Raw genomic sequence first — 20,766 nt, 5'->3', positions numbered from 1 at the left:
ACCGCGACCTGCTGTCCAGTATGACGTACCGGCACTTGCCCTAGCGGCTCCGTTCGGCCAAAAGGCACGCGCAACACACAAGGGCTCCGACCATGATCCTCTATCCAGCGATTGACCTCAAAGACGGCAAAGCCGTACGCCTCCTGCACGGGGAAATGGACAGCGCGACCGTGTTCAACGACAGCCCCGCCGCGCAGGCCGCAGCCTTTGCGGATGCCGGCAGTGAGTGGTTGCATCTGGTGGATTTGAACGGCGCCTTTGCAGGCACACCCGTCAATGGCGCCGCCGTTGAGGCGATCTTGGCCGCGACCAACCTGCCCGCACAATTGGGTGGCGGCATCCGTGACATGGCCACCATTGAGATGTGGCTGACCAAGGGCATTGCCCGCGTCATTCTGGGCACCGTGGCGGTAGAAGACCCCGACTTGGTGCGCGAAGCCGCCCGCGCCTTTCCAGGCAAAGTGGCCGTGGGCATTGATGCCCGCAATGGCCGTGTCGCGACCAAAGGTTGGGCCGAGGAAACGGATGTCATGGTCACCGATCTGGCCAAATCGTTTGAGGACGCTGGCGTCGCCGCGATCATCTATACCGACATCAACCGCGATGGCGCGATGCAGGGCCCCAACGTTGAGGCGACCGCAGCCCTCGCGCAGGCCACGCAAATTCCGGTCATCGCCAGTGGTGGCGTTTCCTCGCTAGAGGACTTGATCGCCTTGCGCGACACCGGCGTGATCTCGGGCGCGATTTCCGGCCGTGCGCTGTACGACGGGGCGCTTGACCTGTCGGCCGCCCTCAAAGCGCTGGCCTAAGGTACCGTTTCGCCATGGGTCGCGGCAATGCGCGGCCCATTTGCCCCTACCCTTGTGCGCCATTCTTGCCTAGTAGATGAGGCATCACGACCCCGAGGAGGGCATCCGCAATGCTCAAAACCCGCATCATTCCCTGTCTGGACGTCGCCGAAGGGCGCACGGTTAAGGGCGTCAACTTTGTCGATCTGATCGATGCGGGCGACCCAGTGGAACAGGCGCGTGCCTACGATGCCGCCGGGGCGGATGAGCTGTGTTTTCTTGATATTCGGGCCACCCATGAAAATCGTGGCACGATGTATGATCTGGCGACCCGCACGGCCGAACAATGCTTTATGCCGCTGACAATCGGTGGCGGCGTGCGCACTGTCGAGGACGTGCGCAATCTGTTGCTGGCGGGGGCTGATAAAGTCAGCTTCAACTCGGCCGCCGTGGCCGACCCCGATTGCATCGCCCGCGCCGCCGACAAGTTCGGCAGCCAATGCATCGTCTGCGCCATCGACGCTAAAACCGTTGCCCCCGGCAAGTGGGAGATCTTCACCCACGGAGGGCGCAAATCCACCGGAATTGATGCCGTTGAGTTTGCCAAAACCATCACCGCCAAGGGCGCGGGTGAAATCCTACTGACCTCAATGGACCGGGATGGCACGCGCGCCGGCTTTAACCTGCCACTGACCCGCGCGATCAGTGACGCAGTTTCAGTACCCGTGATCGCCAGCGGCGGTGTCGGCACACTGGATCACCTCGTTGAGGGCGTGACCCAAGGCGGCGCCAGCGCGGTTTTGGCCGCATCGATTTTCCACTTTGGTGATTACACCATCCGCGAAGCCAAGGAACACATGGCCGCCGCGGGCATCCCCATGAGGCTGACCTGATGCACACGCTCGACACGCTTGCCGCCACCATCGCCGCCCGTGCCACCGCGGAGCCAGACAGCTCGTGGACCGCCAAATTACTGGCCAAAGGCCCCGAGAAATGCGCCGAAAAGTTTGGCGAAGAGGCAATTGAAGCCATCATTGAAGCCATAAAGGATGACAAAGACGCCCTGACTTCAGAGGCGGCAGATGTTCTGTTTCATCTTCTGGTGATGTTGCAATCGCGCGGCGTGACGTTGGACGATGTCTGCGCCGAGCTGGACCGGCGCGCGGGCACCTCCGGTATCGCCGAAAAAGCCGCGCGCTAAGCCGCTAGCCAAACAGGATCAGGGCCAGAACACTGGCGCAGATCAATGCGATACCTGCGTATTCGCGCGGCGTGCTCCGCTCGGAAAACACAAAGTAGCTGATGATCATGGAGAAGATCAGCTCCACCTGCCCGACCGCGTTCACATAAGCCGCCGATTGCAGCGTGTAGGCTGTGAACCAGCCCATCGAGCCCAGCATCGACGCCACTGCAACCATGCCCGTCAGTCGCCACCGAACGAAGACGGCGCGCAGTTGGTCTTGTTCGCGCCATAGCATCCAGCCCAACAGGACCACCGTTTGAAACGCCGTGGCGCAGGCCAACGTAATGCTTGCACGGATCAACGGATCATCTGACATCACCGCCAGAGACGCCCCCCGGTAAGCAGGCCCCGAGATTGAGAAAATCACCCCCGAAGCGAGACCAATCAGGCTTGCCCGGCTGATCAAATCGCGCCACGTGAACCGCGCCGCCTGCCCCGACAACGCAAGAACCCCGCAAAATCCGAGCGCGATCGCGGCAATGCCATAGACCGACACGCTATCCCCGAGGATAAGGTAGCCCGACAGCACAGTCAGCATTACTTCGGTTTTTTTGAAGGTCATGCCCACGGCAAAATTGCGGTGTGAAAATAGGATGACGACCGCGACTGTGCCCAATATCTGCGACAGCCCGCCTACAACGACATAGGTCCAGTATCCGGCCGCCAATGCAGGCAACCCTCCGATTTGGGCATTGGAGTAGAAAAACGCACCCAATCCGACCACAGGTGCCGCATAAACAAACCGCGCAAACGTTGCGGCAGCAGTGCTCAACCCGGCCTCTGTGACCTGCTTTTGCAGCATAAACCGCAGCGACTGCACAAAGGCCGCAAAAACGGCCGCGTAGATCCACAGATGTTCCATAGCGCTTCATTGCATGCGCGTCGGGGATGCACCAGCCGGGCGAAGCGAGGGCTTCTGGCAGCGTTTGGGACCGCACATCGTCTCCATATGGTTAACAGTCTGTTCACACGATCGATGTATGTTCAGCAGTATGTGGACAATAAAAGAGGCGTTAACCTCATTTTAGCCGGTTTAAGGGCTTAAAAGTGGCAACACAGTGAAAAGGCCCGTTGATGATCAGCACATTACACAAGGCGTTGCCTTGGTTCAGGCACTGGACCAAGCGTACGGTGCCAGTGGACAGCATAGTAATGATGGCTGGCCTTTTGGGCCTTGGTCTGATCGTGCTGGGGGCGGCCGCGCACGACATAGATGCGCTGGCGCGCACGACGGATGTGCGCACTCGGATCGCAGTGCTAAGCCCTAACTATGACGCCAGCGCCTGTCCTTCTGGCTGGATCGCAGCCCATGCCGCCCACACGGGTCTAAGCCAAGATGACATAAGGTCTTGGTTTGCACAAAAAGACCAAACTACCGATAGCGCAACGATTTTGGCTGTTTTGGCCGCGCATGCTCAGGCGCCCCGTGACTTTCGCTACAGGGCGCCTATGCGTTTGGCAGAATTACAAATTTTAATGTGTTTGGCTGAGCGGCGAGAGCTAACGCTCCCAGCCTACTCTTAGCCTGTTCCGCTTAACCTCGGCCGGAGCCGAAGATCAGCGTCAGAATATTTTGATTGGTTTGGCGATCGCTTTTGATCGTGATCAATTCGTCTTGCGCATCCTGCGCGACGGTGACCGACGGAACGGTCAGAGGCGTGAGGAGCGAAAGCACAACAACTGCGCGGGTTAGAAAACGTGTCATGTTATGTCCTTTCGTTGGTCTGAATAAAACTCCACGCCGGCGACAGACCATTCGGGGGCGTGAGGGCGGGCTGGAGTGTGTGGTGAGGCCCGTCTTGTCGGCCTTCATGGGAAGTATATGCACCCAGGCGCACTCCCATTCAATGAACGTAACCGTGAGGATTGGGCAAATTTCGTGCGCAATCGCACAGGCCAAAGCCGCCTATGCACGAAGCTCCCAAATCCGTGAAAAATGCTCACCCAAGCGTGAGCGAAACACGGCAATAATCCGATTGCGCCTTCAGGATGCCTAGAAACGACGCGCTTGATCACAATACATGTCAGCCTTGGGGCCAATGCACATTCCACATTGATCTCAATGCGCTTTTCCCCATTCCTGCGAAATAGACATTATAAAAAGGCCGCTCCCATGCGGATGCTCATTTCTTTTGCCGCCCTGTTTCTGTCGGTGCTGCTGTTGCAGATCTCATCGGGAGGGGTTGGCCCCCTAGACGCACTGTCGGGGTTGGAGCTGGGGTTTTCCACCGCAGCTGTCGGTGCCCTAGGTTCGGCGCATTTTGTCGGTTTTTTCGTCGGGTGTTGGTGGGCGCCCCGGCTTTTGGGGTCCGTGGGCCACAGCCGCGCATTTGCAGCATTTACCGCGTTGGGCGCGATTGGGCTGCTGGCACACATGGTCTGGGTCGACCCTATTTTCTGGAGCGTCCTGCGTGTCGGAACCGGATTGTGCGTGGCGGGCTGCTACACAGTAATCGAAAGCTGGTTGCAAGCCAAAGTCACGAATGAGACGCGCGGCCGCGCGATGGGCACCTATCGGATTATCGACCTCTCGGGTTCGATCCTTGCGCAGTTGATGATCGGTGTGCTCGAACCTGCATCTTACCTATCCTACAACGTGCTGGCCATTCTGTGCTGTGCGGCCCTCTTGCCCATCACGCTCACGCGCACGCCGCAGCCCGAAACGCCCAGCGCGCCTCGGTTGCGGCCCCGGCTGGCTCTGTCGCTGTCACCACTTGCGGTGGCGGGCGTGGTCGTGGCGGGCGTGTCCTCTGCGGCGTTCCGGATGGTTGGCCCGATCTACGGCCAAGAGGTCGGCCTGCGCGCCGATCAGATCGCCTATTTCCTTGCGGCCTTCGTTTTGGGCGGTGCCTTGGCGCAATACCCCGTGGGCTGGCTTGCGGACAAATATGACCGGCGCTGGGTGCTGATATGGCTATCAATCGCGTCGGCGCTGGCATGTGGGATTACGGCGGCAACGTCCGGCCAAGGCACTGTGGTGGTGATGCTGGTTGCCGGGCTTTTCGGGTTCACAACCTTTCCAATCTATTCGGTTGCGGCCGCACACGCCCACGACTTCGCAAACTCTGACACGCGGGTCGAGCTGTCCGCCGCCCTCATGTTTTGGTTCGCGGTTGGGGCCATCGCCTCACCCGTGGTATCGTCACAGCTGTTGGCGGCCTTTGGCCCGGCGTCCCTGTTCCTGCTTATCGCGGTGGCGCATATCCTGCTCGCGGTTGTCGGGATCATCCGGATGCGCGCCCGCCCAACGGTTGAGGAAAAAACCGCCTACATCTACGCCCCCCGCACGACATTCACGATTGGCCGCCTTTTGTCACGCAAACGCTAGAGGTCCGTACAACATCGCACCCCTTTGGACGCATTGGGTGGACGCCTGCGCGGGCTTGGACTAAGCAAAAGCCCGACACCTGCGGAGAGACCATGGCGCGTATTTTGATCACATCGGCGATCCCCTACATCAACGGGATCAAACACCTCGGCAATCTTGTGGGCAGCCAGCTGCCTGCGGACCTCTATGCGCGGTACATGCGCCAGCGGGGCCATGAGGTCATGTTCATCTGTGCGACGGACGAACACGGCACCCCGGCTGAACTGGCCGCGACCAAAGCGGGCAAGCCGGTTGAGGAGTTCTGCGCTGAAATGCACGCGGTCCAATCCGAAATCGCTGATGGCTTTCGGTTGTCGTTCGACCACTTTGGCCGCTCATCCTCGGCCCAGAACCACAGCCTGACGCAATACTTTGCGGGTAAGTTGGCCGACAATGGTTTCATCCAAGAGATCAGCGAAAAGCAGGTGTATTCCAACGCCGACGGCCGCTTTTTGCCCGACCGTTATATTGAGGGCACTTGCCCCAACTGCGGATATGACAAGGCACGCGGCGACCAATGCGAAAACTGCACCAAGCAGTTGGACCCCACGGACCTGATCGACCCGCGCTCTGCCGTTTCTGGCAGCACCGACCTAGAGGTGCGCGAAACCAAGCACCTTTATCTGCGGCAATCGCAGCTCAAAGATCGGTTGGACGATTGGATCAACAGCCAAGAAGGCTGGCCGGTTCTGACCACCTCCATCGCCAAGAAATGGCTGCACGATGGTGATGGCCTGCGTGATCGCGGGATCACCCGCGACCTAAACTGGGGCGTACCCGTCAAGCGCGGCGCCGACGAATGGCCGGGCATGGAGGGCAAGGTTTTTTACGTTTGGTTCGACGCGCCCATCGAATACATCGCTGGCACCGCCGAATGGGCCGAAGCGAAGGGCCTCGATGACACCGCATGGCGCCGCTGGTGGCGCACGGATGAAGGTGCGGATGATGTCCGCTATGTCCAGTTCATGGGCAAGGATAACGTGCCGTTCCACACGCTCAGCTTTCCCGCGACGATCATGGGTTCGGGTGAACCGTGGAAGCTGGTCGACTACATCAAATCCTTCAACTACCTGAATTACGATGGCGGACAGTTCAGCACCTCGCAGGGGCGCGGTGTGTTCATGGATCAGGCGCTCTCGATCCTGCCGGCGGACTATTGGCGGTGGTGGCTTCTGTCCCATGCGCCCGAAAACTCAGACGCGGAATTCACATGGGAAAACTTCCAATCCAGCGTGAACAAGGACTTGGCAGATGTGCTGGGCAACCTTGTGAGCCGGGTTACAAAATTCTGCCGCTCAAAGTTTGGAGAAGTGGTGCCAGAGGGTGGCGCATGGGCAGAACGTGAGGCCGCGTTAATTACCACACTCACGACCAAGACACGCGCCTACGAAGGCTTCATGGACGCCATGGAGGTCCGCAAGGCCGCGGCTGAGTTGCGTTCTATCTGGGTAGCGGGCAATGAGTACCTGCAAGAAGCAGCCCCGTGGTCGGCGTTCAAAACCGACCCCGAGCTGGCAGCGGCGCAAATCCGGCTCGCACTGAACCTGATCCGCGTCTACGCGGTCCTCTCGCGCCCGTTCATCCCAGACGCCTCCGCAGCGATGTTGGCCGCAATGGGAACCGAAGATGACAGCTGGCCCGATGATATGACGGCGGCCCTTTCGGCACTGCCAGCGGGCCATGCCTTTGCCGTTCCTGAGGTGCTATTTGCCAAAATCACGGATGAGCAGCGCGAAGAATGGCAAGAGCGGTTTTCCGGCACACGGGACTGATCCTATCAGGCCCGCTTGAACGGCGGGCTTGACCTACACGCCCCAAGACGCACCATTAGGGCATGAAACATGTCCTAATGGCCCTAAGCCTAAATATCATCGCACTGCCCGCGCTGGCAGAAACATGCCCCGAGGCACCGCCTATTGAAGCGGATATGGACCGGCTGGTGGCACAAGTGCAGCGCGCACCGGACCAAATGGCCGCCCGCGCCCTTTCGGCTGAAATGTGGGAGCTGTGGCTGCAAGCCCCAGATGAATACAGCCAAAACCTGCTCGACAGCGCGATGGCGCGGCGCAACGTGGCCGATTATGCCGCCGCGGAGGCCGCGCTGACGTCGCTTGTGCAATACTGCCCATTTTACGCAGAGGGCTGGAACCAGCGGGCGTTTGTCCGGTTTCTGCAATCCGATTGGGACGGTGCGCTGACGGACCTTGACCAAGCGCTCAAGTACAACCCACGCCATACCGGGGCGCTGACAGGCAAGGCGCTGACCCTGATCAATGCAGGCCGGGACGACGAGGCCCAGCCCGTGCTGCGAGAAGCATTAGAGTTGAACCCGTGGCTTTCGGAACGTGCGCTTTTGCGTGGCGAAGACTTATAGCCGCTTGCACTCGGCTCAATGCCCCGGCAAAAGGTTCGTGTGTGCGGGCGTGGTGGAACGGTAGACACATGGGACTTAAAATCCCTGGGGCGAGAGCCCGTGCGGGTTCAAATCCCGCCGCCCGTACCAACCTTTCTTTGTAAAACTGCGGCCATCTTTAAACTTGGCCAAAAATCCCATCAAGCGCGTCGAGATTAAGGTTACCAGCCATGTGGTCCGCGAGGGCGTCCAGCGTTGCCTCGACCTGCGCACCATAGTCCATCTGAGTGGTCTGTGCGCCCAAGCCCGCTAAGAACGCTGTACGAAACGCGTCGGCTTCAAACAAACCGTGCAAATAGCAGCCACGCACCCTGCCCGTTTCACTGGCTGCACCCACAGGCTGCCCGTGCAAGTTGAGCCAACCGCGCGCCGTGTCGGGACCAGAGGTTTCGCCAATGTGGATCTCATAGCCAGTCAAATCGTTACCGCTGTCGGGGTGATGCGCCTGCACCCGGGCGAGGTGTTTGTGAGGCGTCATGATCGTTTCGATATCTAGATGACCAAGGCCCGCCACATCACTGGGCGCGCCCTCAATCCCGTTGGGGTCCGCAATTCGGCGCCCCAGCATTTGGTAGCCCCCGCAAATGCCTAGAACATGGCCACCACGCCGGATATGCGCATGTAGATCCACATCCCAGCCTTGGGCCCGGAAGTGGGCCAGATCGGCGATTGTGGATTTTGATCCGGGGATCAGGACCAAATCAGCGTCAGCCGGCAAGGGACGGCCCGCTGTCACAATTTCGACCGAGACGTTGGGGTCCACCGACAGGGGATCCAGATCATCGAAGTTTGCAATACGGTTCAATCGCGGCACCACCACCTTGAACCCGCCAGAGCGTGACGACCGGATATCCATGATATCCTCTGCCGGCAGCTTCCACGCATCAGAAAACCACGGCAGTACTCCGATTGAGGCCCAGTCAGTGCGATTCACAATCTCGGTCAAGCCATCATCAAATAGGCTTACGTCACCGCGGAACTTGTTGATCAGAAACCCTTTGATGCGAGCTGCATCCTCAGCTGGAAGGATGTTTTGCGTCCCCACCAGCTGGGCGATGACGCCGCCCCGATCAATATCACCCGCCAGGATAACGGGGATGTTCACCGCCTCAGCGAACCCCATGTTGGCGATATCCCCTGCCCGAAGGTTAATTTCAGCGGGGCTGCCAGCGCCCTCTACAATGATCAGGTCCGCCTCGGCCGCAAGGCGGTGAAAGCTTTCGACACATGCAGCCAGAAGGTCCGGCTTTACCTTTGCGTAATCGCGTGCCTTTAACGTGGCAAAGCGTTTGCCCTGTACAATCACCTGCGCGCCCACGTCCGTTTCGGGCTTGAGCAATACTGGGTTCATGTCGATGCGTGGGGGCACGCCTGCGGCCCGCGCCTGAAGCGCCTGAGCGCGGCCAATCTCGCCCCCGTCTTCGGTGACGGCGGCATTGTTGGACATGTTCTGCGGCTTGAACGGGCGCACCCGAAGCCCTTTGCGCGCGTAATGTCGGCACAGGCCCGCGACCAACATGGATTTCCCCACGTTGGACCCTGCACCCTGGATCATGATCGCTTTGGCCATGGTCTCTCCCTTTGGGGCCGTTGTGCCTTGCGCCACCGGGCAGAGCCATAGGTTTCGTACGATCAACGTGGAATTTTTTACATCTTGGGCGGTACAGGCCCGGCCTGCGCGCGCAAGGCCCAGTTGACGCCGCAGACCACATTGTATCTGCTGGCAGCCGCGCCAAAAGCCAGGACCAACCATGATCCCCATTCGCGACCATAACCCCTCCCGGCGGGTACCCTACGTGACCTACGCGCTGCTGGCGGCTAACATCCTCATCTTTTTGAGTTATGGGTTTGAGCCGAACAGCCGCGCGGCGGCTATGGTCTTTGGCAGCTTTGGCGCCATCCCAATAGAGATCGCCCAAGGGTTTGAGCTGCACACCCTCGTGACATCCATGTTCCTGCACGGGGGCTGGATGCATTTGGCTGGAAACATGCTGTTTTTATACATCTTTGGCGACAACATGGAGGATCAACTGGGCCACCTGCCCTTTGTCGCATTTTACGCGGTTGGCGGTATTTTGGCGACGCTGGCCCATATTGCCGTGGACCCGTTCAGTCGCATTCCCTTGGTTGGGGCATCTGGCGCGATTGCCGCAGTTATGGGGGGCTACTTGCTGCTGTTTCCCAAAGCGCGGATCGATATTTTCGTGTTCTTTGTGATCATCATCCGGATCATCCCAGTGCCCGCTTGGATGGTGCTAGCGATCTGGTTTGGCCTACAATTGTTCAATGGCGTATCCGCAGGGAGCGCGAGCGCTGTGGCCTATTGGGCCCATGCCGGTGGGTTTATCGCGGGGTTTGTGATGACGCTGCCATGGTGGATTGCCCGAGGCGGGCCGCGTTTTTGGCAACAGACGCAGATGCATCCCCCTCACCCAGAGGCGCAATATGCCAGATCGCATATTCCGCGCACGGGCCGACGCAACACGGGCCCTTGGGGGCCCAAGCGATGAGGCATCAGACCAAGCGCTAGGCGCGCTCGGAGTATTCCATTGTCTCGGTGTTGACGACGATGCTCTCGTCTTGGGCCACAAACGGAGGCACCATGACACGCACGCCGTTGTCGAGGATCGCGGGCTTAAAGCTGTTTGCGGCAGTCTGGCCTTTGACCACAGGCTCGGTCTCTACGATCTTGCAGATGACCTTTTGCGGCAGCGAGGCGCTAAGCGCTTCGGCGTCATAGTATTCGATCACGGCTGTCATGCCGTCTTGCAAGAACGGACGACGCTCGCCCAGAATGTCTGCAGGCAGTTCGATCTGCTCGTAAGTTTCGAGGTCCATGAAAACCAGCATTCCGTCAGTCTCGTAGAGGAACTGCTGGTCTTTTTGCTCAAGACGCACTTTTTCGATCTTATCCGCCGAGCGAAACCGTTCGTTGAGTTTAGAGCCGTTGCGCAGGTTCTTCATCTCGACCTGAGCATAGGCGCCGCCCTTTCCGGGCTTCACGTGGTCAACCTTCACAGCCACCCAAAGGTGGGCGTTATGCTCCAACACGTTCCCGGGGCGGATTTCGTTTCCGTTAATTTTAGGCATTGGGCAAAACCATGGCAAAAGGTTGAACAGATCTTGGGCATGCCTATATCTGGTGGGCTGATGAAGGGCAAGTCAACGATATGCAGCAAAAGGTTGACTCGACCTATGCACATAGTGCATCCCAGACATTCGAAGTTCGCATACCCGAATCGTCGTAAAATCGTCATATTGAGCGGCACCCCGCAAATGCAAGAGCAATAAAACAGGACGGCCTATGATGGATTTCGTTGACGGAACAGCTTTCAACTTTGAGCAGGGACAACGGTCTCGCAAGCTGTTCGCCGCAGTAGTTTTGGCCGCCTTGGATGATGCCATTGCTGATGACAAGAAATACGGTAATGGCCCTGAGCAAATCGCGCGTTGGGCACGTTCGCGCGACGGACGTGAAGTCCTGTCGTGCGCAGGAATTGACCCCAATGAACGCGTCGTCTCCGGCTTGATGGATTTCGTCGGTCGCGGCGTGCGCACCTCGGTCGCGCTTTCGCGCGAAGAGAGCGAGCGCCGTAACGCCGCCGCTGAGGCCGAAGCCGCCTAAGCTACCTAAACTGAACAAAAAAAGCGCCGCGCAGAGCACTCTGCGCGGCGTTTTTTTTATCGCATAAGTGTGGATAAAGCAGCCAGACTATGGACTAGTCAAGGTCCTCGCTCGACAGTATTTGGCGGATTTCCCGACGCACCAATTTGCGCACATTGCGCGTGATACGCTCTCCCAGCTGCCCGGCAAATTCCTCACGCACGACCTCTGCGATGATCTCGCGCAAGGTCTCCTCGTCCAGCACATCATCGCCCTCTTGCGGCTTCGGATCAGCAGCGCGTTGAACTTTCTCCTGAGGGAATGGAATAGCTGGAGGCGGGTCTTGCGGGGCTTCAGCTACAGCAGATTGCAGGTCTTGCGGGATAGAATCATCAGACGTCTCTAGCGTCGCCACATCCATTTCCGACGGGCTCAGGCGTGCGACGGCCTCAAACGGCTCGTCCATCGAGGCCTCATCGAATGCGACCTCCACCATCGGCGCCTCTGGGGCTGCCGTTTCGTCAGCTTGGATTGAAGCGTCGCCTTGACCCGCCTCGCCATTGTCCTGAGACGTCTCCACCGCTTCTGGCTCAGCGGTACTTTCGTCGGCTGGCGCCGCAAAGGCACGCTCAAGGGCTGGATCGAGCGCAGGCATAGCATCTGCGCGGCCATCACCGGCCATTGGGGCCATCAGGACATCCGCATCAGGCGCATCTTCGAGGGAGGCTTCATCCATCTCATCCAAGGGCTGCTCGGGTTGCCCCAACACGCGAATGGTTTGATAGGGATCTTCGGGCTCTGTCACGCGCAACTGCGGCGTCAAAACCAGTTTCTCGGGACGCAGCCCCGGCATCGGAGCACGCGGCGCATGTGTACCCTCATCACTCACCAAACGACGAATGGAGGACAATACGTCCTCAATGTTTTGCTTGTTGGTCTGCTCGGCCATGCGTGCCCTCTCCCGTGACTTGGTGCACAGTTTACGAGGTTAACCTATCACAGCCACAAACCCATGGGCAGCCCCTGAGCATCGGCAATTTTTCTCGAATCCAACCTATCGGCTATTTGCGGTTCAAAATCCGGTCCAGACGCGCACCCTGCTCGGACCGGACCAGCCCGGCTGGCGTTGTTGTTATCGCGTTATAATAGTCGGTTACATCGTACCGCTCAACGTTCAGGCCCAGATGCTCAGTCGACAAAAGGCCAAGGGATTGCAGCACACTGTAGACCGCCAAATAGGCGCTTGTTTGCGCATTGAGGACCGCGTTGCGCGCATCCAGCAGTTCTTGCTCTGCATCAAGGACATCAAGCGTGGTGCGCGCGCCAAGGCGGGCTTCTTCACGCACGCCCTCAAACGCGAGTTGCGATGCACGAACCTGCTGTTGCGTGGCCGTAACCTGCGCACGCGCGACCTGTAGCTGCGCCCAGGACCGTTTAACACCATCAGCCACGATGCGCCCCTCTTGGGCCAAACCAAAGCGCGACGCCTCAAGCGCTGCCTGCGTCTGACGGATCAGTGAATTGAGCGTGCCACCATCATAGAACGTCCGGGAATACCGCAACCCGACGGTCCCGCTTGAGGTCTCATCTCCGTTGCGTGCGCCGGTGCTGACACTGCCTGTGACGCCAACGGTCCCAAACGTGTTGCGCTGCGCAGCTGAGGACAGCAGTTCGTTCGATTTGACCGTGTGCTGTTGCGCCAACAGAGATGGCGCAGTGCGCATCGCAATCGCCTCGGCCGCTTGGACAGTAGCAGGTATCGCGGGCGGCGACGGAGGTGTCAGCAGGGCATGCGGCGCACGACCAATGGCCAGAATGTAGTTGGACCGCTGGATCTCAACATCACCCTGCGCACTTGCCAACCCAGACCGCGCCTGCGCCAGTCGGGCACGTGCAAGCTCAACATCCGTACGAGTGACTTCGCCAACCTCAAAGCGATCCTCCGCAGCCCGCAATTCTTGCGTGATGAGCCGCAGGTTGCTTTCGCGCAAGGCCACGGCCTCTATCGCGGAGCGAAGCTGCAAAAACGCCTGAACGGCATTGAATAGGACTTGCTGTTCGACACTCGCTAGATTTTGGCGCGCCGCGAGGACCAGTTCCTTGGTCGACTCCAACCGCACGGTCCGTGAGCCTGCGTCCCAAACGGTCCAATCCGCATTAACCCCAACCGACGTCGTGAATGAATCCGTGGGGCCATCGACGCCATTTTGACTGAGTGACGCAAAATAAGACAACACAGGCTGGAACCGGGCCTGAGCCTGCGCCACGCCTTCATCGGATGAGCGGAGCAAAAACCGCTGCTGCTGAACCAGATCAGAATTGTTGTAGGCAAACACCAATGCATCCGCGAGCGAATGCGCCTTGGCCGCTATCGGCGCCACGCTCAGCCCCGCCACAAGCGTGAATGCCGCGAACCCGCGCACGGTTTTTGCTACTGAAAACATTACTCTGCCTTTCTGGTATTGCCGTAGACCCGGCCCCAGAATGGGATCAGAGCGCGAAGCCTTTTTCAAGTGCAAAGCCGGGTAGAATGGGCATCGTGGTGTTAAATGCCATGCGCCAGCTGATCCGACCGTTCGATTTGTGGCCGATTTTACACGCGCCCAGCGCGCCTTCTACGAACACGGCCGCAATCCGACCACCCTCTTTGAGCTGATCTTCTATCGCGGCGGGAATAGTCTCAACCCCGCCCTCGATCACAATAACATCATAAGGGCCAGCTTTGGGTGCCCCCTCCGCCAACGGCGCGTGCAGAACGGCGACATTGTCGATGCCCTTCTCACCCAGTGTGGCTTCGGCGTCGCGCGCCATGTCGCTGTCCTCCTCAACTGCCACAACCGCATCGACCATCCGCGCCAAAACAGCCGCCGAATAGCCCAAGCCACAGCCTAGATCGAGCACCAGCTCGTCCCGCTCCAAATCAAGCGCGTCGAGCATTTTCGCAAACCCGCGTGCGTCAGCCAGCACACGGCCGGGCGCCAGCACAATCGGCTCGTCCATATAGGCAACGGGCGTCTTGTCTGCGGGCACGAACGCCTCCCTCTCAATCGCAAGCAGTGCCTCGATTATCGGGAACTTGGTCACATCCGAGGGGCGAACTTGGGTGTCCACCATCATAGTGCGCAGAGCGGTCGTGTCAGTCATTCTCTTATCTCGCCGGTCTCGAAGGGTCAGTTGCTCTTCTCATAGCAGCCAAACTGGCGCAACCGGAAGCCGAATGTGCTCCCTGCGGCTATGAGGCATCCTGCCCACGCAAACCCTACACACCAAGATCGCAAAAAGGACCCTTGAAGCCAGTCCCATGCGAGGGTAATGAGCACACAGTTGCTTGTGCAACAGGTCGGCGCAGCTACACCACAGCGCCGAAACGAGGCGAGTTGGCGGAGTGGTGACGCAGCGGATTGCAAATCCGTGTACACCGGTTCGATTCCGGTACTCGCCTCCATTTAAAAATCAACGTGTAATCAGCCACTCAGGCATCAGCTGCTTGCGCAAACGCTGAAGCTTCAACGCGAAACCTGCTGTTTCTGGGCTCACAGCTGGGTCAATTATTCGAATTAAGAAATCCGCACGCCTTGGCGCACAAGTTCAGCCTGAACTTGTCCCAGATCTACATCATCTAAATCTGTTTTGCTCTTCACCGACAGGGCCGCTGCAACACCTGCACCTTGCCCCGAAACCGTGCAGCAGGCCATGTTTCGCGTGGCGGCATGCGCGATTTTATCGCCGCCAATGGCTCTGCCTGCCACAATTAGCCCTTTCACTTTGCGCGGCAACATTGCGCGATAGGGCACGTGCATGTAGCGCCCTGTCGTTGGAATAATCAGCACACCGTACCCATCGATGAACTCAGGATAAATCCCGATGCTGTCTTCGAACCGACCCTCATGGCGCACGTCCGCCTCGGTCATATTATACATCGCGTCAATTTTTCGGGTATCGCGGATGCCGATACTCATCCCAAAATTGCGCAGCCGCGCGCCGCTGCAACCGGGCATGAACCGACGCAACGCTTCAATAGCGAGCATGGCTTGCTTGCGGCCTTCAATCTCACCTTTGGTGAGGCTGTCAGGGTCCGTGCCGTCAACTTCAGCCAGATGCACAAGGTTCATATACGTCAGTTCCCCTGTGTCATGCATCGCGCCCCACGTACCAGCAATTGTGTTCAGGTGAGCAGGTATCACGCCATCCTCAATCGCTTTGGCAAAAGGCTTTTTAAGGAACGGCGAGAACATGTCGTCTTCTTTGCCGTCCGTTTCAACGGTCCATTCTCCGGTGGACCAATCCTTGTAGGTATGCGGATCGCGGTGCACCTCTGCCATAAAGGCTGACTTATCGACACCGGCCAGGTGGAACATAACACTGGCCGCCTGCATGTCCTCAAGCGGAGTCTTGTGCGTGGGCGCACCTGCGCGATGAGCGACATCGGCATCACCGGTGGCGTCGATCACGACTTTGGCCAAGATCGCTTCGCGACCCGCTTTGGATTCAACGATGATACCTGTCACTCGGTCACCATCCATGACGGGCGCCACGAATTGACGGTGCATCATGCCGTGAATGCCCGCCTCTTCAACCAACCGATCCGCGACCAACTTAAAGCCTTCGCTGTCGATCTCATAACTGAGCGATTGTGACTCCGGCACCGCAGCACCCATGTCCTTTGCGCGGTCCTCAAATTCGCGCCCGATGCCCCCCGCCTCAACGGTCTGCTCATGTCGGTACCAAGCGAAGCCCTCAACCCCCACGACAGTGATATTTCCGCCAAAACAGCCAAACCGTTCAACCAAACAGACATCAACACCTGTGCGTACAGCAGCTAAAGCGGCCGCAAGACCGCCCGGCCCAGAGCCCACAACAAGCACATCTGTTTTGTGGATAACGGATGTCTCTCGGGACGGTTCGGTAATTGTCTGCATGTCTAGGCTCATTCGAAATTTGGACTGACCAAACTGATATTGGATCGCAATTGATTGTCCACAGCATTTTCTGATTGCGTGACCGTCTTGCGACCAAGTCTGCCAACATACCCCTATTCGCCCCCTTCAACTTAAGGAACGCATCTATGTCGTCGTCATCACTGTTTCGACGATTTTTCACGGCATTGGTCGCGGCGGCCAACTAACAAACATTGGCACCGGCAGGTTTGGCGTGTGGTTCCAGCCATTGAGCGCTCCGCCAGACATTGATCGAAAACACTGACAGGCGCTCCGATCCCACGGATATGAACGAACCCGTGGCTCGGCCCAAAAGATCCGGCCGTCGCCACCATCGATAGAGAATTGAACCCGGCCCAAAAATCATTCATCAACAATGAGGTATCTGCACCCGAGGCACAGAGCCATTAGCATCATCAGTGCCAGCGAGCGGGTCGTACAACCGGCTAGCCCCTCTTTCCTCCTATCGAAATAAGTCTGTAAGTCGTGCCGAACTGACAGCACCCAACGAAGCTTATCGAATAGAGACGCTCTTTAATGCTCCACGATCCACATCGCCACTCCCCCAAGAACCACCAATGCCCCACTCAAAACTGCGCACAACCCAGCAGGGCCGCGCCGTCTTCATCGACTACAAAAAGGGATGGGGTTTCTTGCAAACGGAATTTGCAAGGTTCTTGGAATACTCCGATCAAGGGCTCAGCCGCCCGTTCGGATATAGCTCTGGCGACACTACCGGCTAGAAATGTTCCGTGAGATGGCATGTAACTCAGTGAAAAATCGCGCAGAAGCAGGCCCAATAGTGCTGCATATGTATCGATTGCAGCGGTCATTTTCGTTTTGCCGGGGGCGCCGTAATGACTAATGGCGACTTCGCCGGTGACATCTTCTGAGCCCGTGAAGAGACGACAAAATGCGGTGAGGCCGCGGCCCGAAAACAACGCTTCAACCGTTGGAAACGCGTCCGGGTTGCAGGAACATTCGTGCAACTTAGAAACGATAGCAGAGGGCATTGAGATATGTCCCGCCTCGGCTGGGGGGCAGACGGTCCATTGGTTTTTGGTAATCACCTGACTGATGTTGCATCCCGTCCCTATGCCAACGACCAAGGCCTGTCCGTTGGCGTAGGGCGCGGTGAGTTGACCGCATAGCGGCACCACCTGATCTGCTCCCAGCATTGGCACAGCGTACCCCAATGCCCCAAGGTCGTTCAGCAAGACAACGCGTTCGCACGCAAAGACCTGCGCCAGATTATCCGCGTTAATTGTCCAGTTGCGGTTGGTCAATTTGGCGCGTCCCGCGTGAACGGGACCTGCAACCGCGATGACCATTTCATCGACCGTAACGCCCCGATGGTCATCACAGTACGCACGCAGCAGATCAATCAGGCTCTCCCAGTCCGCGTTGGAAAACCGCTCTACGGACCCCTTATCGATCACACCATTCGCGCACAAAGCAACGCGGGCATTTGTGCCGCCAATATCCGCAACAAGCCGCATGGCTTAGTTCAAACGCTCGCCGGTTTCGGGTGCAAAATAGGACACCTTGCCAAGATCAAACACGAGGTTCAGGTTTTGCCCCGCGACCGCCCCTGTTTCGGCATGCAGGCGCGCCGTGACATGCTTGCCACCCAATTGCATTACGGCAAAAGTATCAGCGCCCGCAGGTTCAACGATATCAATTAGGCAATCGGCCTCTTGGCGTCCTTCGCCACCGCGCAAGGATGCATCGGCAATATCTTCGGGGCGCACGCCCAAAATGACATCTTCGGGCAAATCCTTGTTCTTGGTGTCGATCAAAGTGATCGGATCGCCGGACTTACTCGCGATTTCAATTTCGACACCCTTCCCGTTTGCTTTGGTCTTGGCTGGGATCAGGTTCATCGCGGGACTGCCCATGAAATCGGCGACAAACAGGTTAGCAGGGTGATTATAAATCTCGGACGGGGTGCCGATTTGTTGGATCACGCCGCCTTTCATCACCACAATCTTGGTCGCCAATGTCATCGCCTCAATCTGGTCATGGGTCACATAGACCATCGATGCGCCAAGGCGCTGATGCAATGCCTTAATCTCAGTGCGCATTTCCACACGCAGCTTGGCGTCAAGGTTGGACAGCGGTTCGTCGAACAAGAACAGCTTTGGATCACGCACAAGGGCGCGCCCCATCGCAACACGCTGACGCTGACCGCCGGACAATTGTCCCGGTTTGCGGTTCAACAGGGGCTCAATCTGTAGTTGGGTGGCAACGTGCGCCAGCTTTTCGTCCTGCGTCGCCTGATCAACGCCGCGCACTTTCATCCCAAAGGTGATGTTTTTGGCGACCGTCATCGTCGGGTAGAGGGCATAGGACTGAAACACCATTGCGATGTCGCGGTCTTTGGGGCTGACGTGGGTCATGTCTTTGCCACCGATGCTCAATTGACCGCCTGTGATAGGCTCCAGCCCGGCGATACAGTTTAGCAGCGTGGACTTACCACAGCCGGAGGGACCGACCAAAACAAGGAAGTCACCCTGTTCGATCGCGACATTGATGTCTTTCAGGATTTCAACGGACCCATAGCTTTTGAACAGGTTGTTGATTTCTAGGATGGGGGCCATTGGGTTAACCTTTCACGGAGCCTGCGGTCAAACCGCGGACGAAGTATTTACCAGCGACGACATAGACAAACAGGGTTGGCAAAGCGGCGATGATCGCTGCGGCCATATCCACGTTGTACGCTTTGACGCCAGTGGTTGAATTAACGATGTTGTTGAGGGCGACGGTCACAGGCTGCGTGCCTGCTTGGCTAAAGGACACACCGAACAGGAAGTCGTTCCAGATTTGGGTGAATTGCCAGATGACGGTCACAACGATGATGGGCAGCGAAAGCGGTAGGAAGATCGACCAGAAGATGCGGAAAAACCCTGCGCCATCTACCTTTGCGGCCTTTGTCAGCTCCGATGGGATCGACACATAGTAGTTGCGGAAGAACAGTGTGGTGAACCCAAGCCCATAGATGACGTGGACAAAAATCAGGCCCGGAATGGTGCCTGCCATTCCCATCAAACCCAACATGCGGGCCATGGGCAGCAAGACGACCTGAAACGGGATGAAGCAGCCAAACAGCATAAGAGCAAAGAACAGGTTCGCTCCTTTGAACCGCCACTGAGCGACGACATAGCCGTTCAACGCACCGATCAAAGTCGAGATCAAAACCGCAGGTATCGCGATCAGGACAGAGTTCCAAAAGAACGGACGCACGCCTTCGCACTGAATGCCAGTACACGCACCGGACCAGGCTGTGCGCCACGCATCAAACGTGACTTCGCGCGGCAGCGAAATCAAATCGCCGGTCCGGATTTCGTCGAGGCTTTTGAAGGATGTTATGACCATCACAAAGAGCGGCATCAGGTAGAACAGCGCGAACAGACCCAGCATGATGTACAGCACCCAGCGCAATAGGATGTTGGCCGTACGGCTGCCCGATCGAGAAGAGGTGTAAGACAGATCAGTCATCTTTCGTCCTCAGTTCTGAGTAGAGGTATGGCACCACGATCGTGAAGACGACCATCATCATGATCATCGCAGAGCTGGCCGCTTGGCCAATGTCGCCGCGAGAAAACGCCATTGTGTACATGTATGTTGCCGGCAGATCGGTGGCATAACCTGGACCGCCCCCCGTGAGAGCAATGACCAGATCGAAGCTCTTGATCGCGAGGTGCGACAGCACGATGAAAGCCGACAAGAAGATCGGTGCCATCGCTGGAATAATGATAGCCGTATAAACGCGCCATGTCGGAATACCGTCGACTTGGGCCGCTTTGATGATCTCTTGATCCACCGACCGCAGACCAGCCAGAAACAGCGCCATCACAAAACCAGAGCTTTGCCAGATCGCCGCAATGACAACTGTGTAAATCGCCATGTCCGGATCAACGAGCCAGTTGAAGGTGAAGTCCTCAAACCCCCAACCGCGCACTGTGGCCTCCAGGCCCAAACCCGGGTTCAGGATCCATTTCCACGCCGTACCGGTCACAATCATCGAAAGCGCCATCGGATAGAGGTAAATCGTCCGGATCGCGCCCTCTGTACGGATGTTCTGATCCAGCAGAATGGCAAGGATCAGGCCAAGGATCATTGCAATCACAATGAACAAAAAGCCGAACACAAACAGGTTGGTGAACGCGGTGTCCCAGCGGGGGGAGGCAAACAGACGGTCATACTGGATGAACCCGTCAATCTCATATCTTGGCAAAAGCCGCGACCGCGTCAAAGACACCCAAGCCGTCCAAGCGATAAAGCCATAGACGAAGATCAGGACGACGATGAACGAGGGGGCCAAAACCAATTTAGGCATGTGTTCTTCAAGCCACTTGGTCATTGGATTATCCTTAAAAGGTCCTCCCCCACGCAAACGTGGGAGAGGAAGGGA

The 20,766-nt window shown here is 57.9% G+C and carries 21 protein-coding genes and 2 tRNA genes; 11 read left to right on the top strand and 12 right to left on the bottom strand.

Annotated features, from left to right (window positions below; genetic code table 11):
- Window positions 1-92 precede the first annotated feature (92 nt).
- The 3 genes from hisA to PM04_RS11355 all read left to right on the top strand — a co-directional run bounded on the left by hisA (window position 93) and on the right by PM04_RS11355 (window position 1,989).
- Window positions 93-809, top strand: a complete 717-nt coding sequence (gene hisA, locus PM04_RS11365; protein WP_038006832.1) for a 1-(5-phosphoribosyl)-5-[(5-phosphoribosylamino)methylideneamino]imidazole-4-carboxamide isomerase — start codon at window positions 93-95, stop codon at window positions 807-809.
- Window positions 810-919: 110 nt separating this feature from the next.
- Window positions 920-1,681, top strand: a complete 762-nt coding sequence (gene hisF, locus PM04_RS11360; RefSeq protein ID WP_038006831.1) for an imidazole glycerol phosphate synthase subunit HisF — start codon at window positions 920-922, stop codon at window positions 1,679-1,681.
- The gene (locus PM04_RS11355; protein ID WP_038006829.1) at window positions 1,681-1,989 is read left to right on the top strand and encodes a phosphoribosyl-ATP diphosphatase; all 309 of its coding nucleotides are present in this window, start codon (window positions 1,681-1,683) and stop codon (window positions 1,987-1,989) included. The genes hisF and PM04_RS11355 overlap by 1 nt, the downstream gene beginning before the upstream one ends.
- A 4-nt stretch (window positions 1,990-1,993) precedes the next feature.
- Here the strand turns inward: PM04_RS11355 and PM04_RS11350 are convergent, their stop codons facing one another.
- Entirely contained in the window at window positions 1,994-2,893 is a 900-nt protein-coding gene (locus tag PM04_RS11350; RefSeq protein ID WP_038006827.1) for a DMT family transporter, read from the bottom strand.
- 290 nt (window positions 2,894-3,183) lie between these two features.
- Between PM04_RS11350 and PM04_RS11345 the strand changes: the two genes are divergently transcribed.
- Window positions 3,184-3,555: a hypothetical protein gene (locus PM04_RS11345; protein WP_038006825.1), complete on the top strand. Its 372-nt coding sequence runs from the start codon at window positions 3,184-3,186 to the stop codon at window positions 3,553-3,555.
- Between the two features lie 10 nt (window positions 3,556-3,565).
- Here the strand turns inward: PM04_RS11345 and PM04_RS18000 are convergent, their stop codons facing one another.
- Window positions 3,566-3,736, bottom strand: coding sequence for a hypothetical protein (locus PM04_RS18000; RefSeq protein WP_161785704.1), 171 nt, complete (start codon window positions 3,734-3,736; stop codon window positions 3,566-3,568).
- Window positions 3,737-4,144: 408 nt separating this feature from the next.
- Here PM04_RS18000 and PM04_RS11340 point away from each other — a divergent pair, with 408 nt between their 5' ends.
- From PM04_RS11340 to PM04_RS11325, 4 genes are all read left to right on the top strand, one after another.
- Window positions 4,145-5,359 carry an MFS transporter gene (locus PM04_RS11340; protein ID WP_038006823.1) on the top strand — a complete coding sequence of 405 codons (1,215 nt, stop codon included), beginning with the start codon at window positions 4,145-4,147 and terminating at the stop codon, window positions 5,357-5,359.
- Between the two features lie 92 nt (window positions 5,360-5,451).
- A complete protein-coding gene (gene metG / locus PM04_RS11335) occupies window positions 5,452-7,170 on the top strand; it encodes a methionine--tRNA ligase (RefSeq protein WP_038006822.1) in 1,719 nt (572 codons plus the stop codon).
- A gap of 62 nt (window positions 7,171-7,232) precedes the next feature.
- Complete coding sequence (locus PM04_RS11330; RefSeq protein WP_038006820.1) at window positions 7,233-7,772, top strand: tetratricopeptide repeat protein; 540 nt, start codon at window positions 7,233-7,235, stop codon at window positions 7,770-7,772.
- Between the two features lie 43 nt (window positions 7,773-7,815).
- Window positions 7,816-7,901, top strand: a tRNA-Leu gene (locus tag PM04_RS11325).
- 28 nt (window positions 7,902-7,929) lie between these two features.
- On the opposite strand, the gene PM04_RS11320 is transcribed toward PM04_RS11325, so the two are convergent.
- Window positions 7,930-9,381, bottom strand: a complete 1,452-nt coding sequence (locus PM04_RS11320) for a cobyric acid synthase (RefSeq protein WP_038007170.1) — start codon at window positions 9,379-9,381, stop codon at window positions 7,930-7,932.
- Between the two features lie 181 nt (window positions 9,382-9,562).
- Between PM04_RS11320 and PM04_RS11315 the strand changes: the two genes are divergently transcribed.
- Window positions 9,563-10,321, top strand: a complete 759-nt coding sequence (locus tag PM04_RS11315) for a rhomboid family intramembrane serine protease (protein WP_038006819.1) — start codon at window positions 9,563-9,565, stop codon at window positions 10,319-10,321.
- Between the two features lie 16 nt (window positions 10,322-10,337).
- On the opposite strand, the gene efp is transcribed toward PM04_RS11315, so the two are convergent.
- Complete coding sequence (gene efp / locus PM04_RS11310; RefSeq protein WP_038006816.1) at window positions 10,338-10,901, bottom strand: elongation factor P; 564 nt, start codon at window positions 10,899-10,901, stop codon at window positions 10,338-10,340.
- Window positions 10,902-11,115: 214 nt separating this feature from the next.
- Here efp and PM04_RS11305 point away from each other — a divergent pair, with 214 nt between their 5' ends.
- A complete protein-coding gene (locus tag PM04_RS11305; RefSeq protein WP_038006813.1) occupies window positions 11,116-11,436 on the top strand; it encodes a DUF6280 family protein in 321 nt (106 codons plus the stop codon).
- A 94-nt stretch (window positions 11,437-11,530) separates the two neighbouring features.
- Here the strand turns inward: PM04_RS11305 and PM04_RS11300 are convergent, their stop codons facing one another.
- From PM04_RS11300 to PM04_RS11290, 3 genes are all read right to left on the bottom strand, one after another.
- Window positions 11,531-12,364, bottom strand: a complete 834-nt coding sequence (locus PM04_RS11300) for a hypothetical protein (protein WP_038006811.1) — start codon at window positions 12,362-12,364, stop codon at window positions 11,531-11,533.
- Between the two features lie 112 nt (window positions 12,365-12,476).
- Window positions 12,477-13,859 carry a TolC family protein gene (locus PM04_RS11295; protein WP_038006809.1) on the bottom strand — a complete coding sequence of 461 codons (1,383 nt, stop codon included), beginning with the start codon at window positions 13,857-13,859 and terminating at the stop codon, window positions 12,477-12,479.
- A 46-nt stretch (window positions 13,860-13,905) separates the two neighbouring features.
- Entirely contained in the window at window positions 13,906-14,559 is a 654-nt protein-coding gene (locus tag PM04_RS11290; RefSeq protein ID WP_038006808.1) for a protein-L-isoaspartate O-methyltransferase, read from the bottom strand.
- Window positions 14,560-14,786: 227 nt separating this feature from the next.
- On the opposite strand from PM04_RS11290, the gene PM04_RS11285 reads away from it, so the two are divergent.
- Window positions 14,787-14,860: transfer RNA gene (locus PM04_RS11285), tRNA-Cys, on the top strand.
- Window positions 14,861-14,972: 112 nt separating this feature from the next.
- On the opposite strand, the gene PM04_RS11280 is transcribed toward PM04_RS11285, so the two are convergent.
- From PM04_RS11280 to PM04_RS11260, 5 genes are all read right to left on the bottom strand, one after another.
- Window positions 14,973-16,334: an FAD-dependent oxidoreductase gene (locus tag PM04_RS11280; RefSeq protein WP_038006804.1), complete on the bottom strand. Its 1,362-nt coding sequence runs from the start codon at window positions 16,332-16,334 to the stop codon at window positions 14,973-14,975.
- Window positions 16,335-16,939: 605 nt separating this feature from the next.
- Window positions 16,940-17,851, bottom strand: a complete 912-nt coding sequence (locus PM04_RS11275; protein WP_038006801.1) for a glucokinase — start codon at window positions 17,849-17,851, stop codon at window positions 16,940-16,942.
- 3 nt (window positions 17,852-17,854) lie between these two features.
- Complete coding sequence (locus PM04_RS11270) at window positions 17,855-18,952, bottom strand: ABC transporter ATP-binding protein (RefSeq protein WP_038006799.1); 1,098 nt, start codon at window positions 18,950-18,952, stop codon at window positions 17,855-17,857.
- Window positions 18,953-18,956: 4 nt separating this feature from the next.
- Complete coding sequence (locus tag PM04_RS11265) at window positions 18,957-19,850, bottom strand: carbohydrate ABC transporter permease (RefSeq protein ID WP_038006797.1); 894 nt, start codon at window positions 19,848-19,850, stop codon at window positions 18,957-18,959.
- Window positions 19,843-20,715 (bottom strand): carbohydrate ABC transporter permease, encoded by an 873-nt coding sequence (locus PM04_RS11260; RefSeq protein WP_038006794.1) that lies wholly within the window; start codon window positions 20,713-20,715, stop codon window positions 19,843-19,845. The genes PM04_RS11265 and PM04_RS11260 overlap by 8 nt, the downstream gene beginning before the upstream one ends.
- Window positions 20,716-20,766: the final 51 nt, after the last annotated feature.

It is taken from the genome of Thalassobacter sp. 16PALIMAR09, assembly GCF_000765485.1.
GTDB classification, from domain to species: domain Bacteria; phylum Pseudomonadota; class Alphaproteobacteria; order Rhodobacterales; family Rhodobacteraceae; genus Thalassobacter; species Thalassobacter stenotrophicus.
Note: the sequence above shows the minus strand (reverse complement) of the source record. Positions and strands in the feature narration are given on the sequence as shown.

Excerpts from the sequence above, each read along its gene's own strand:
- hisA (WP_038006832.1), top strand. The coding sequence starts at position 93 with ATGATCCTCTATCCAGCGATTGACCTCAAAGACGGCAAAGCCGTACGC.
- hisF (WP_038006831.1), top strand. The coding sequence starts at position 920 with ATGCTCAAAACCCGCATCATTCCCTGTCTGGACGTCGCCGAAGGGCGC.
- PM04_RS11355 (WP_038006829.1), top strand. The coding sequence starts at position 1,681 with ATGCACACGCTCGACACGCTTGCCGCCACCATCGCCGCCCGTGCCACC.
- PM04_RS11350 (WP_038006827.1), bottom strand. The coding sequence starts at position 2,893 with ATGGAACATCTGTGGATCTACGCGGCCGTTTTTGCGGCCTTTGTGCAG.
- PM04_RS11345 (WP_038006825.1), top strand. The coding sequence starts at position 3,184 with ATGATGGCTGGCCTTTTGGGCCTTGGTCTGATCGTGCTGGGGGCGGCC.
- PM04_RS18000 (WP_161785704.1), bottom strand. The coding sequence starts at position 3,736 with ATGACACGTTTTCTAACCCGCGCAGTTGTTGTGCTTTCGCTCCTCACG.
- PM04_RS11340 (WP_038006823.1), top strand. The coding sequence starts at position 4,145 with ATGCGGATGCTCATTTCTTTTGCCGCCCTGTTTCTGTCGGTGCTGCTG.
- metG (WP_038006822.1), top strand. The coding sequence starts at position 5,452 with ATGGCGCGTATTTTGATCACATCGGCGATCCCCTACATCAACGGGATC.
- PM04_RS11330 (WP_038006820.1), top strand. The coding sequence starts at position 7,233 with ATGAAACATGTCCTAATGGCCCTAAGCCTAAATATCATCGCACTGCCC.
- PM04_RS11320 (WP_038007170.1), bottom strand. The coding sequence starts at position 9,381 with ATGGCCAAAGCGATCATGATCCAGGGTGCAGGGTCCAACGTGGGGAAA.
- PM04_RS11315 (WP_038006819.1), top strand. The coding sequence starts at position 9,563 with ATGATCCCCATTCGCGACCATAACCCCTCCCGGCGGGTACCCTACGTG.
- efp (WP_038006816.1), bottom strand. The coding sequence starts at position 10,901 with ATGCCTAAAATTAACGGAAACGAAATCCGCCCCGGGAACGTGTTGGAG.
- PM04_RS11305 (WP_038006813.1), top strand. The coding sequence starts at position 11,116 with ATGATGGATTTCGTTGACGGAACAGCTTTCAACTTTGAGCAGGGACAA.
- PM04_RS11300 (WP_038006811.1), bottom strand. The coding sequence starts at position 12,364 with ATGGCCGAGCAGACCAACAAGCAAAACATTGAGGACGTATTGTCCTCC.
- PM04_RS11295 (WP_038006809.1), bottom strand. The coding sequence starts at position 13,859 with ATGTTTTCAGTAGCAAAAACCGTGCGCGGGTTCGCGGCATTCACGCTT.
- PM04_RS11290 (WP_038006808.1), bottom strand. The coding sequence starts at position 14,559 with ATGACTGACACGACCGCTCTGCGCACTATGATGGTGGACACCCAAGTT.
- PM04_RS11280 (WP_038006804.1), bottom strand. The coding sequence starts at position 16,334 with ATGCAGACAATTACCGAACCGTCCCGAGAGACATCCGTTATCCACAAA.
- PM04_RS11275 (WP_038006801.1), bottom strand. The coding sequence starts at position 17,851 with ATGCGGCTTGTTGCGGATATTGGCGGCACAAATGCCCGCGTTGCTTTG.
- PM04_RS11270 (WP_038006799.1), bottom strand. The coding sequence starts at position 18,952 with ATGGCCCCCATCCTAGAAATCAACAACCTGTTCAAAAGCTATGGGTCC.
- PM04_RS11265 (WP_038006797.1), bottom strand. The coding sequence starts at position 19,850 with ATGACTGATCTGTCTTACACCTCTTCTCGATCGGGCAGCCGTACGGCC.
- PM04_RS11260 (WP_038006794.1), bottom strand. The coding sequence starts at position 20,715 with ATGACCAAGTGGCTTGAAGAACACATGCCTAAATTGGTTTTGGCCCCC.